This window comes from Mesobacillus sp. MER 48, from assembly GCF_023714225.1.
Taxonomy (GTDB): domain Bacteria; phylum Bacillota; class Bacilli; order Bacillales; family Cytobacillaceae; genus Mesobacillus; species Mesobacillus oceanisediminis_A.
In genome coordinates, this window is record NZ_JAMAUR010000005.1 from 173,506 (window position 1) to 186,096 (window position 12,591).

A 12,591-nucleotide genomic window follows, 5' to 3' on the forward strand; every position below is an offset into this window, starting at 1 on the left:
GGGCAGCCTCTATCTCTTACCGAGTCATCCCGTATATAGCATTTTACATACTTTTCCTCTCCCTGAGCAACATATAAAAAATGAATGGAGATCAGGGGGCTTCACAATGAATTTGGATGATGTGATTTTAGCGCGTGAAAAAATGAAGGGGATTGTGCATTCGACCCCTCTTGATTATTCTAAAACATTTAGCACCCTCTCGAATAATGAAATTTTCTTGAAGCTTGAAAATCTGCAAAAGACAGGTTCCTTCAAGGTGAGAGGCTCATATAACAAATTGATTTCTTTGTCACCTGAAGAGCTTCAAAAGGGAGTGGTGGCGGCTTCTGCAGGTAACCATGCTCAGGGTGTTGCGTATTCGAGCCAGATGCTTGGCATTCCATGTACCATTGTCATGCCGAAAGGGGCTCCACTTAGCAAAGTGCTGGCAACGCGGCAATATGGGGCTGAAGTCATCCTGGAAGGTGCCGTTTTTGATGAAGTTCTGGCCTATGCATTGGAGCTGAAAGACAAGCTGGGCGCTACTTTTATCCATGCCTTTGATGATGAGGCAGTCATTGCCGGGCAGGGAACAGTAGGATTAGAGATTCTTGATCAGCTTCCAGACGTTGAGGCGATCATCTGCCCTGTTGGCGGAGGCGGCCTTATAGCAGGTGTTGCGATGGCGGTAAAGGAGAAGAATCCTGAAATTAAGGTATATGGAGTCCAGACACTCGCTTGTCCGAGCATGAAACAGTCATTAAAAGAAAACCGGCCAGTTGCTGTTGAAGCTGCTCCCACAATGGCAGATGGAATTGCTGTCCAGAAACCCGGGCAGAAGACTTTTGATATCATTAGGGAGTATGTAGATGGCATTTTTTGTGTGGATGAAATGGAAATCGCCAGGACCATGCTTCTCGTCCTGGAGAGGAACAAATTGCTGGTAGAAGGATCGGGGGCAAGTCCGCTTGCAGCATTGCTATATGACAAGGTGAATCTCAGCGGCAAGAAGATTGCCGCAATTTTAAGCGGTGGAAATGTAGATGTCAACTTCATCTCCCGGATTATTGAACGCGGGTTGGTTGAATCAGGAAGATTTGCACATTTTACGATGACCTTAAAAGATAAGCCTGGAGAATTACAAAGAGTGTTAAGTTCCGTAACCGAGATGGACGCGAACGTGCAATTTGTCAATCTGCACCGGATCGGCAAGCATATCTATCCGGGTTATGCGCTGGTGGAAATCTCAGTAGAAACAAAAGACCATGCACATATCGAGCAGCTTTATAAGACTCTAAAGAGCCAGGGGTATCAGCTGCAATTAGAGGAATAACCATGAGACCTGGGACGGTATCAGGTCTATATAAGAATAACTATTTAGGTTTCCTGCTGAGACAGCGGAACCTTTTATTTTTTTCTCCTTCTCTGTTTCTCCAGGTAAAGAGCCAGGCCTATGTATATGCAAAACAGTAGAAACAGGAATAAGGGAGTGGACAGTGTATCCATCGAATCACCTCCTATTTCAAATCATGTAACGCTGGATGAAAAAACAATAGGAGAATCGCAATAATGGGTACCGACACAAGGAACGCTGCCAGAGCGTTTTTGTAGTGGATCCGAATGACAGTAAACGTTATGATGTTAAACAATAAAGACCACAAAAGAGCAAGCGGACAACAAAAACCTTCCCGGTGTCCTTGTGAAAAAACTTAATAGTATAATGGACGAACAAGGTTTGATCCCAATTGGGATACTAGATACTTAAGGAGTTGGATGAAACTATGGGCGGAAAAGTGATCAAGTGGGGGATTTTAGGAACAGGTGGAATCGCCAGTGCATTCGCGAGGGATTTAGAGTTTGCTGAAAATACCGAGAAGCTTGCAGTTGGTTCTCGTACAAAAGAGAGTGCGGAAAAGTTTGCGGAGGAGCATGGCATTGCCCGGGCTTATGGAAGCTACGAAGAACTGGTGCAGGATCTGGATGTCGATGCCATTTACATTGCGACGCCGCATCCTTTTCACAAAGAAAATGCAATGGCCTGTCTTCGTGCTGGCAAGGCTGTGCTTTGCGAGAAGCCTTTTACCATCAATAGCGGAGAGCTGGAAGAAGTCATTCAGTTTGCCAGAGAGCAAAAGCTTTTCTTGATGGAGGCAATGTGGACAAAGTTCCTGCCGCCGATTTTAAAAGTGAGAGAATGGATCGACAGCGGGGAGATTGGTGAAGTCCTGATGGTGAAAGCGGATTTTGGCTTCCGTGCACCGTGGGAACCCGAGCGCCGATTGCTGAATCCGGCCCTGGGTGGAGGGGCCTTGCTTGATGTAGGGATTTATCCCGTAACCTTTGCAACGATGATTTTAGGGACAAGTCCGGAGAAAATCTTGAGTACGGCTCATATTGGCGAAACCGGTGTCGATGAACAGTTTTCGATTCTCATGTCCTATCCTTCTGGAAAAACCGCTACCCTCAATGGGGCATTCCGGATTGATTTAACGAATGAAGCTCATATCTATGGAACAGAAGGATCTATTCGAATTCCATCTTTCCACAGTGCCAAATCTGCCTGCTTATATAAGAATGGTGAGGAAGCAGAGACATTCAAGGATGACCGGCAATCAGCAGGATATGCATTTGAAATAGAAGAAGTAGGAAGATGCCTGAATCAAGGACTGTTAGAAAGCCCAGTCGTGCCGCTTGATGAATCCTTGAAAATCATGAAGCTGATGGATGAAATCAGGGGGCAGTGGGGATTGAAGTATCCGGGTGAGGATTAGAAGGACGTGAAAAACGTCTTTGTATCCTCATTGCGCGGTGACAAACAATGGGAAGCTTTAGCTATAAAAATTAAATATGATGATCATAAAAGCAATGGAGACTAAATTCCATTGCTTTTTCTATTGCTGTTGGGGAGGTCTTAATGTGTGAAGGTAAATGGAAAAAAGCTGAAAAAATTCAGTTGAATCATGTTATCCTAATATTGACAATTATACGACGGAGCAAACATAAAGGAGTGAGTTATCGTTGAGCACAAAACAGGATGAGGTTGTTACGACTAAACTTTCCTCCAAACAACGGCTGATTAAACTACAGGAAGTGTTAAGAAAATATACAGATGAAGAAAACCAATTTAAATTGGATGGGATTCTGGATTTATTTTACGAAGAGTTTAAGATTCATGCCGGAAAAAAGGCAATTCGTGATGATTTGAAGGAGTTGGAGGAGTCCGATTTATTTGATGTGACGGTGAACCAGGAGAAGGACGGGGTGGAGAAGTACTACAGCCATCAGCAGCGGTTGTTTGAAATCCATGAGCTGCGCCTGCTTATAGATGCGGTTTCATCAGCGAAATTTATTTCCACCAAGGAAACCGAGGATCTGGTGGATAAAATCAAGCAGCTGACAAGCATCCACCAGGCTAAGCAACTGGGGAATCGAATTGTTTTATCCGAGAACTCCAAGAATGAAAATACGAAAATTAAATATTCAATTCATATGCTACACACGGCGATTCTTGAAAACCGTTATATTCAGTTCAAATACGGACGATATAACCTGGAAAAGAAATTCAAGCTGAGCAATAACGGTAATTTTTATCAGCTAAAGCCATATGCGCTTGTGTGGCATAATAACTTTTATTATTTGATTGGTGAATTCCTGCCGACTGAGGAAATCCGCCATTACCGTGTTGACCGGATGAGAGAGGTTGCGGCCCTGGAGGAAACCTTTGTCCCGGATCCGGGGTTTGATGTCTCGAAGTATACTGAAAAATTGTTTCATATGTATTCCGGGGAAGAAGCGCTGGTCGAGATCGAGTTTAACGCGGATTTAATCAATGTCGTGATTGACCGGTTCGGACGCGGCGTAAATATTCGCCCAGTCGGAGACGATAAATTCAGGATTTCCACCCAAGCCATCATCAGCGATGGACTCGTCAGGTGGCTGATGACCTGGGGCAGCGATGCCAAGGTCATGACCCCGCCAACACTTGTGGAAAGAATAAAAGAAGAGGTTGAAAGGTTTTATAAAGTGTATCAGTAACACCTGCATTTTCGCGTAACAGGTTCAGTTACCTAACACGAACCGTTAATTTGATTGTAAAAAGTAAAGTTTATTGTATATAAAAATGTTATTGGTTTTGTGGACCAAATTGCTATACCGGCGATTTGGTTTTTTTGTTTTATGGGCATTAGAACCATTATTACTTCATGGCTCTTAGTGTTGAACTTCTTATTAAACGAATAAGCAGGAAAATAATTACATTGCGTAGAAAATGTAATGTATTGGAAAAGAAAGAGGATGTATATTTAATTTTTGGAAGTAATGGAGGGATATACAATGCAAATGCCAGTACATATAGTTGCTGCGGGGGGCTTTGTTGAAAATACCAAAGGTGAAATATTATTAGTGAAAACCCGTCGAGATGGTCAATGGGTATTTCCAGGAGGTCAGGTGGAGGTCGGAGAAAATTTAATAGATGGGGTGATTAGAGAGGTTAAAGAGGAAAGTGGAATTGATGTTAAAGTATCTCATTTGGTAGGAGTTTTCTCTAATACAGCAACTTATGAGGGGCATAGCGGGGTAAAGATAATACCCACAAAAGTTATGTTTGATTTTGTTTGTGAACCCGTAGGTGGAAAATTGACAACATCGGATGAAACATCAGACAGTTGCTGGGTTAGTAAAGAAGAAGTTCTAAATATGGTCTCAGCACCTGCACTGCGTACACGATATCAAGCATATTTAGATTATAACGGAAGTGTCCATTATATGGACTATATAACCAAGCCACAGTTTGAATTAAATCTTAAAAGAACTATATAAGAAAAATGAATTAACTAGTACACCTATTTACTCACCAATATTGAACAAACGGGGGCGTTGATCCGGGAAGGGTTAACGCTCTTTTAGTAGAACTTAATATTCAAAAAGCAGTTTAGTTAAAGGGGATATTTGGAACTTATTTTAGAAAAATACGACTAAGTAAGTAAGGGGGGAGATTGATGAAAAAATTCTTAATTACTTTTTTAGTCGTTTTAGTAATAGGGTTATATCTTGTTATCGGGTTATTAAATTCTAATCCACCTTCACCCATTATAACTGTTGATGATAAGAAACTAGAAGTTGCCCGAGGTTCGTATTGTTGGGATGGATTATTTCATGCTTCTTGTGTTGATACTATTTCTCCTCCAATGTTAATTAAACACCATGAAATTATTCCTGTTATTGTATCGCCTGAATCTGATTTAAAAATTAAATTTAAAAAAGAACCTGAAGAAAACACATTGGGAGTTACTAGATGGCTAAGTAATAACGAAGTAGAAGAAGTTTCGATCAATAATAATGTATTGGTAGTCCCAAAAGAAAAAGGTGTTTATATTTACGATGTGCATGCAAGGTGGGAAAAAGGAGATTCAAGTTATGCCTTCGTTATTGAAGTTCAATAAGGCCTCTTAAAGTAAAGGGTTTTTTGTAATTGCAAAAACGGAATAGGTAAGTTGAATGAAAAACCCAACTTCTGAATATGACAATAAAGAGGAAATCCATTAGAATGGGCGTGTTTACTTTGAGGATATTGGTTACTGGTTCAACTGGACAACTAGGTTCGGCTTTACTTAAGCAACTAAAAGGTTCGAATTATGAAGTTAAAATAACCTCAAGAAGAAAACCTGAAGGATTAGGACATTTCGAGTGGATTTATAGCGATTTATCGTCTGGTGAAGGATTAGAATCTGCAGTAAAAGATGTAGATGTCATTATACACGCAGCAACAAGTCCAATTAAAAATTCAAAAATGGTCGAGGTTTTAGGATTTAAGGAGTTTTTAGGTAAAATGAAACATATAAAACATCTTATTTATCCGTCAATTGTGGGGATAGATGCAATACCATTTAATTATTATAAGCAAAAATATGAAGCAGAAGAGTTGTTAAAAAATAGTTCGATCCCTCGTACAATTGTACGTGCCACTCAATTCCACAACTTTGTCGAAAATTTATTTATATCAAAACCACTTTTTAAAAGATATATTGTCCCTGGAAACTTTAAATTTCAAAGTGTTGAGGTTAGTGAATTTGCTAGACATCTAATAGGTTTAGTGGAAAAAGAACCACAAGGAAGAGCGGAGGATTTTGGCGGACCCGAAATTATGACATTAAAAGAAATGGCTGAACTGAAAATAAAAAAAAATAATGAATCAAATAAAGTTCTAAGTATTTCTTTTCCAGGAAAACTGTACAAATCGATCTCTGAGGGTAAAAACACAAATTCTTTGCGGAAAATGGGGCAAATCACATTCGGGGATTATCTAAGTAATAAGCTCGAATGAAGTAATGTAAGATCAGGATTCTGAGGGGACCTTCTTTATTTAATATAAGATTGTGAAGGAATGTAATTAAACATAGGTTGCGTTGGTTCAGAAGGATAATAGCTCTTTTTGCTTATTGTATTATAGAGGCAGTAATGTTGAAGATTGTATATGGAAAAATAATCCATATTATTTAGAGGGTTATATAAAATATAGTCGAAATTAAGCATAGATGGTATTTCAAAAAAGACGGGAAAAAGGTGGAAAAATGAAAACAGACAACAAAACATTAGAAGTTATAAAAGTGTTTTCCCTAGTTGTAATAGCAATTAGCTCAGTTAGCATTGCATTTTGGCTAGCTCAAATTATTGATATGTTAGAAGTTATAGGTGGTAATTTAGAGGGCATGAACACAAGCCTTTTTGATTTAGTAAATAAGGAATAATTTCTTTGAATATACGGGAGCGTGATCAAGAAATAGATTAACGCTTTTTTGCTTCTAATAGCAGATATCATTAATTAGAATGCTTAAATTTTGAAGATTATGGTCTTTAAAAACAACATTTAATGAATTCAATAATTATTATTTTTTATGTCTTATATAGGAAGAGACTATTTTGAATAAAGGAAGTACAGGAATGGCTTTATTTGGAGGTACATTGGTTGGAGTTGTGGTTTTTTTAGTTGAGTATTTAATTCCTAATACAAACCTCATTACCAAAGCTATAATTGCAGCGTTATCTGCTTTATTAGGAGGTTGGATAGGAAGTAGGTTATTCCCTAAATAAATGGTAAAAAAGTACACTTAAACTATCAGTTGCGTTGATCCAGGAAGGGTTAAGCACCTTTTTTGTTGAATTCCTTATTGAACTATAGGTGCAGTAATCTTTAAGAACTTTATCGACACATCACTGTAAATGGTGTAAAATTTTGGTATCACTTTTTGGGGGAAATCATTTTGATTGGAATAGAACCATTAGCGTTTTTAAGCAGTATTATATTCCTTATAATTTACTTCATTAGGTTGAAAAATAAGAGAATTACAGTCGGTCGTTCAATTATTGACGCAGTTTTTTTAATTTATTTGATATGTCTATTAAATATAACTATTTTTCCAATTCCATTTCAAAAGAACTTTATTAATGATTACTTAATATCCCTTGGTGTTGATGTTCCTTATAAGTATAATTTAATTCCTTTTATGACTGTCTGGAATTCACTTCAGAACGCAGTTACTTATCATACCTATTTTTTAGAACTTAGAAATATAGGAGGGAATCTTGTTCTATTGGCTCCCTTAGGATTATATTTCCACTTTATTAAGAGGAATTTAAGCCTAAGGAAATTAATAGTTAGCGGATTTCTAATTTCATTTTTGATTGAGATTATTCAGTTATCAATTTCCTTATCTATTGGTTATTCTTATCGTAGTTTTGATATTGATGATTTACTTCTAAATACATTAGGTTTTATATTTGGTTATAAGGCATTTTTATTAATAAAAAATGAAATTTTAAAACAGGGAACAGTATCTTCTAAAATCAAAGTTTAAGCGATGCTTTTAAAGCATCGCTTTCCTACTTAATACAGGCTTTGTGAAAAAATGTACTTAAACATAAGGGTGCTTTAGTTTAAGATGGACTAAATCATAAATTAGAAACGCTTAACACTACTGTGAAGCGTTTTTTTTCGTTCCTAAATTTTTGCTAAATACCCTTCCCGTTTTTGGAAAGGGTGAGCTGGAAAAACGATGTAAAATGACCTTATCAAATAATTAACCCATTTAAGTCAATTTGTTTGAAGGCTTAAATGAACTTTTAATAAAAACCGAAAAGGGGAGAGGAACATGGGTTTTATCGCAGGTGTGGGCTTTTTGGGGTTTGTCGTTTTTATTGTCATCGGACTGATTTCTCTTATTAAGAGGAACGGAAAAGCAAAGAAGAATTTTGGGATTGCTGTCGGGCTGTTTGTTTTATTTATGATTGGGGTCGTTAATTCGGATTCTGCGAAAGAAGCTACAACTGAAGCTAAAACAAAAGAAGAGGTTTATAAGGAAACTAAAGAAGAAAAGCCACAAAAAGAAGAGAAGAAAAAAGATGAAAAGGCAGAAGAGAAGAAGCCAGCTCCATCTTCTGTCTCGGATGTATTGGCGGTCGTGAAAAAAGAGATGTCAGATAAGGAGTTTAAGAAAGTAAAAGAAGGCCAATTGAATGTCGAGCATCCGAAAAGCATATCAGTTGGCAATGGGAATGTAGGTTATGTTTTGCAAGCCACAGATGGTTTGGTTGTAGCGAACACGGATGGTGAAAAGATTTTTGATGTCGTCCAATTCAAGACAATGGATGAAGTGGATCAATATGAAAAGGACAGCGTGGCAAAGGCTGAAGTCCAAAGGAAGGAAGAAGCTAAAAAAGAACGGGAGGCCACTAAAATTGCTTTAAACGGAAACGGAGATACAGCTTCTGATGCAATTAAACTAAAAGGTGGCTGGGCGATTTTCGAAGGGGCCCATAATGGGGGAGCAAACTTCATTGTCCAGCTTCAAGATGCAAATGGAGATGATCTTGAATTGCTTGTGAATACCATTGGCAGCTATAAGGGTAAAACATTTGCTCAGATTCCAGCAGACGGAGAATACTTTTTAAATATCAATGCTGACGGTGCATGGAATTTTAATATCTATCAATCACCCCCAGCTGATGTTGCAGATACACCCGCCACCCTGCAAGGGAATGGCGACGATGTTGTTTTCTTTAATGCGAAAAGTGACACCTACAAGTTCACTTTTACTCACAAGGGTCAGGGGAATTTTATTGTTCTGCTTAATGGTGAAGGCTTAATGGTCAATGAGATTGGCTCCTATAGTGGATCCACAAGACAAAATCTTGGTACGGATGGATTTTATGCCTTGGTGATCAATGCGGACGGAGCCTGGACGGCAAAGGTTGAGAAATAATATTTTCCCGAGAAGACAGGGGATAACTGCAAACTGGCGAGTTGTTCCCAGCTATCCCGGATATGCACAACAGGAGGAGATTCTCATGAAAAAACTAGTGGTTGTTTTACTTTTAATGCTTAGCACAATGCTTGCAGCATGTTCATCAGAGGGAAAAGTAAGTGAGCAAGCGACGAAAACGGAACAGACCGGCAAAGAGGATAAAGCCAAAACAGAAGATGAAGGTTCAGTTGAAGTGGATAAAGGTCTTTTTAACGTGGAAGTGACCTTGCCGGCATCAATGTTTGAAGGTGAAGACATTGACAGTGCCATTGAAGAAGCGAAAGCGGAAGGTGTCAAGGAAGTCATCAAGAATGACGATGGCTCCGTCACCTACAAGATGTCCAAATCCAAGCATAAGGAAATGATGAAGGAGATTGAAACAGGCATCCAGGAGTCACTTGAGGAAATGAAGACGAGTGGGGATTTTGCTTCAATCAAGGATGTGACTCACAATAAAACCTTCTCTGAATTCACTCTGGAAGTGGATAAAGAAACCTATGAAAATAGCATGGATGGCTTTGCGGTATTCGGCCTTGGTATTTCCGGAGCCTACTATCAGCTGTTCAATGGTGCTGACAAAGATGATTATAAAGTGACGATTAAGGTCAAGGACCAGGCGACCGGCGAAGAATTTGATCAGATTGTGTTCCCGGATGATATGGAGGAGAATGAGTAAACCTTAGCGGAAAGAAGCACTTGTCTGTTGAGAATTGGCAGGTGCTTTCTTACCAATTTTAAATTATTCATCCGCCTTAAATGGCTCTATCAATCATGTATAATGGAAAACAACTTGAGAGCTTGGGGGTAAACCGTCTTGGCAATTGCAGCTTTTTCGAAATTTAATAGTTTTAAAGAGGAAATTCAATCCTTATCACTTCCTTTAGAGGATGAGGCTCTCATCAGTGAGTCCTTTTTGCTGGATAAGGATGAAAAGAAGCAGCTGGAAATCTATTATGCACCTTTTGAACATGTGAATGAGCATGCTCAGGTGGTGATTGCGGGGATCACCCCTGGCTTGCACCAGATGAAAAAATCCTATTCAACCGTGTTGGATTTTAAAGGCCAGGAAACGGAAAACGAAACAATTCTTCATGAAGTGAAGAAAAATTCGAGCTTTGAAGGGCCGATGAGGAAAAATCTGATTACGATGCTCGATGAACTGAATTTACATAAACATCTTGGGCTGTCGTCAACCAGCGAATTGTTTGGAGAGGCAAGCAGCCTGGTACATACTACATCAGTCATTACCTATCCTGTTTTTCACAAAGGAAAGAATTACAGTGGCTCGACCCCGAACATCCTGAAGACTGAATTGCTGAGGGACTATATCCTACAAGGATTCGCAAGGGAAATTGAAAGCCTGAAAAATCCTTTGATCATACCTTTAGGAGTGAACGTCGAAAAGGTACTAGCGTTTCTGGCTGCCAACAACCGCCTTTCACCTGAAAGCATCCTAAGTGGTTTTCCGCACCCATCAGGAGGGAATGGCCACCGTCACCGCCAGTTCGCTGAAAATAAAGCCGCAATGGAAAAAACATTGAAAGCGTATTTTGAAAAATAACGGAGGTGCCTCGCATGAAGCAATATTTGAAGATTTTTGTGCATACAGAGATTAATCGTGTGAATCGGCTGATTGAAGAAGGCTGGGAGCTAATTGAAACAAGCAAGGTTCTGTATCCAGATGGAGGAGAAGGAGTGGAGTATCACCTTGGCCTTCCGGCGGAAACAAGAATCAAGCAGCTGGTGGAAATCATCAGGACTTACGAGAAACATGGCTTTAAAAGCGAACTGATCCATGATTTTGCGGAGTCAAAAAAGGAGGACCTCCTCAGCTATACAACCGAACCGGAATTGGATATGCCAGAAACCCCGGTCACTAGGTTCCTTACGCTATACGAAGAAGCGGTTAATGGAAAAAGTGTGAAGTACTACAAACGAAAAATGCATCCTTTTGAAGATCCGGCATTGGATTATATGGATATAGATATGGATTATGAATAAAAAGCTTTGAATCTCCTGATTGGGCTTAGATCCTATTTAAGATAAACTTCGTAATTTATTTATAAATTACAATGGATTTAATTTAGTGAAGAAACAAGAGATAAGCTAACAAGCTTGTCTCTTTTTTTTATTGAAGGCAAAGTGCATGAACAAAATGAACAAAATGTTAACTAAGTTTTTAATGCTGTTTAAATGAATAATCTATTCTATTTTCGAAAACTTTGTAAAATTAAGAAAACGCTTACAAGGGGGAGTTAAAATGTTTTCTATGAAAAAAATCTCAGCGGTTTTTTGTGCTGGTGCACTGGCGGTTAGCCTGGGTGCTTGCAGCAGTGATGCTCCAGCATCCTCTGCCAAGAAAGAAGGTTCAGGCTATCCTACCAAAGCTATTACGGTGGTGGCGCCATCTGGAGCTGGAGGCGGATGGGATTTAACCGCACGTTCATTGACAAAGGTTCTGAGTGAAACAAAGATTGTGGAACAGCCTATGACAGTTGAGAACAAGCCGGGTGGCGGCGGTGCTGTGTTTATGGCTGAATATGCTACGGCGCAGGCAGAAAATAATGAGATGCTTTTTGTCAATTCACCTCCGATTATCATCAACAATCTGAAAAAAGAAGGGAACAGCCCATATGGGGTCAAAAATACAACGCCATTGGCCCAGCTGACAAAAGATTATGGAGCCATTGTTGTAAAAGAGGACTCGAAATTCAAAGACCTGAAATCTGTTTTGGAAGAGGTAAAAAAGGATCCTAGTAAACTTACATTTGCCGGCGGATCTGCGCCTGGTTCGATGGACCATCTGATTTCTATCCTGCCAGCTTATAAATATGGCGTTGATCCGACTAAAGTGAAATATGTTTCTTATGATGGCGGCGGAGAAGCGATTACTGCACTGCTTGGCGGTAACGCTGATGTCATTGGTACGGACGCTTCCAGTGTTAAGGAATTCTTGAAGGCTGGCAAGGTAAGAGTATTGGCGGTCACTTCTGCGGAACGTTTAGCAGGTGATTTCAAAGATGTTCCAACAGCAAAAGAACAGGGAGTGGAAGCTGAATTTACGATTTGGCGCGGTGTGTTTGGTCCTGAAAAAATGTCTGATGATGCAAAAGCTTATTGGGAGAAATCACTTGAAAAGCTCGCAAACTCCCCAGAGTGGAAGAAAGAAGTAGAGACCCAGGGCTGGGATCTTGATTATAAGAATGGCGAAGATTTCAAAAAGTTCCTGGAAGACCAGGAAGGCCAGGTTCAGCAATTATTAGAAGCCCTGGGCATGCAGAAGTAACCAAAAAGGGGGAGGGTTTTCCTCCCT

Annotated in this window: 14 protein-coding genes; all 14 read left to right on the forward strand. The window is 39.6% G+C overall.

The window, feature by feature from the left end:
* Positions 1–106 precede the first annotated feature (106 nt).
* Positions 107–1,312: a threonine ammonia-lyase gene (gene ilvA / locus M3593_RS17540; RefSeq protein WP_251543445.1), complete on the forward strand. Its 1,206-nt coding sequence runs from the start codon at positions 107–109 to the stop codon at positions 1,310–1,312.
* Positions 1,313–1,760: 448 nt separating this feature from the next.
* Positions 1,761–2,750 (forward strand): Gfo/Idh/MocA family protein, encoded by a 990-nt coding sequence (locus M3593_RS17545; RefSeq protein ID WP_251543442.1) that lies wholly within the window; start codon positions 1,761–1,763, stop codon positions 2,748–2,750.
* A 247-nt stretch (positions 2,751–2,997) separates the two neighbouring features.
* Entirely contained in the window at positions 2,998–4,014 is a 1,017-nt protein-coding gene (locus M3593_RS17550; protein WP_251543441.1) for a helix-turn-helix transcriptional regulator, read from the forward strand.
* A gap of 297 nt (positions 4,015–4,311) precedes the next feature.
* Positions 4,312–4,797, forward strand: a complete 486-nt coding sequence (locus M3593_RS17555) for an NUDIX hydrolase (protein WP_251543439.1) — start codon at positions 4,312–4,314, stop codon at positions 4,795–4,797.
* A gap of 179 nt (positions 4,798–4,976) precedes the next feature.
* Positions 4,977–5,420: a hypothetical protein gene (locus tag M3593_RS17560; RefSeq protein WP_251543437.1), complete on the forward strand. Its 444-nt coding sequence runs from the start codon at positions 4,977–4,979 to the stop codon at positions 5,418–5,420.
* A gap of 104 nt (positions 5,421–5,524) precedes the next feature.
* A complete protein-coding gene (locus tag M3593_RS17565; protein WP_251543435.1) occupies positions 5,525–6,301 on the forward strand; it encodes an SDR family oxidoreductase in 777 nt (258 codons plus the stop codon).
* 247 nt (positions 6,302–6,548) lie between these two features.
* On the forward strand, positions 6,549–6,725 hold the full coding sequence (locus tag M3593_RS17570) for a hypothetical protein (protein WP_251543433.1): 177 nt from the start codon (positions 6,549–6,551) through the stop codon (positions 6,723–6,725).
* Between the two features lie 172 nt (positions 6,726–6,897).
* Complete coding sequence (locus M3593_RS17575) at positions 6,898–7,068, forward strand: hypothetical protein (RefSeq protein WP_251543431.1); 171 nt, start codon at positions 6,898–6,900, stop codon at positions 7,066–7,068.
* Between the two features lie 170 nt (positions 7,069–7,238).
* Entirely contained in the window at positions 7,239–7,832 is a 594-nt protein-coding gene (locus M3593_RS17580) for a VanZ family protein (RefSeq protein ID WP_186326689.1), read from the forward strand.
* Positions 7,833–8,126: 294 nt separating this feature from the next.
* A complete protein-coding gene (locus M3593_RS17585) occupies positions 8,127–9,236 on the forward strand; it encodes a hypothetical protein (protein WP_251543429.1) in 1,110 nt (369 codons plus the stop codon).
* A gap of 85 nt (positions 9,237–9,321) precedes the next feature.
* Positions 9,322–9,954, forward strand: coding sequence for a hypothetical protein (locus M3593_RS17590; protein WP_251543427.1), 633 nt, complete (start codon positions 9,322–9,324; stop codon positions 9,952–9,954).
* A 138-nt stretch (positions 9,955–10,092) separates the two neighbouring features.
* Positions 10,093–10,839, forward strand: a complete 747-nt coding sequence (locus tag M3593_RS17595; RefSeq protein ID WP_144475408.1) for a hypothetical protein — start codon at positions 10,093–10,095, stop codon at positions 10,837–10,839.
* Between the two features lie 14 nt (positions 10,840–10,853).
* The gene (locus M3593_RS17600) at positions 10,854–11,279 is read left to right on the forward strand and encodes a hypothetical protein (protein ID WP_251543425.1); all 426 of its coding nucleotides are present in this window, start codon (positions 10,854–10,856) and stop codon (positions 11,277–11,279) included.
* A 259-nt stretch (positions 11,280–11,538) separates the two neighbouring features.
* On the forward strand, positions 11,539–12,564 hold the full coding sequence (locus M3593_RS17605) for a Bug family tripartite tricarboxylate transporter substrate binding protein (protein ID WP_251543423.1): 1,026 nt from the start codon (positions 11,539–11,541) through the stop codon (positions 12,562–12,564).
* Positions 12,565–12,591: the final 27 nt, after the last annotated feature.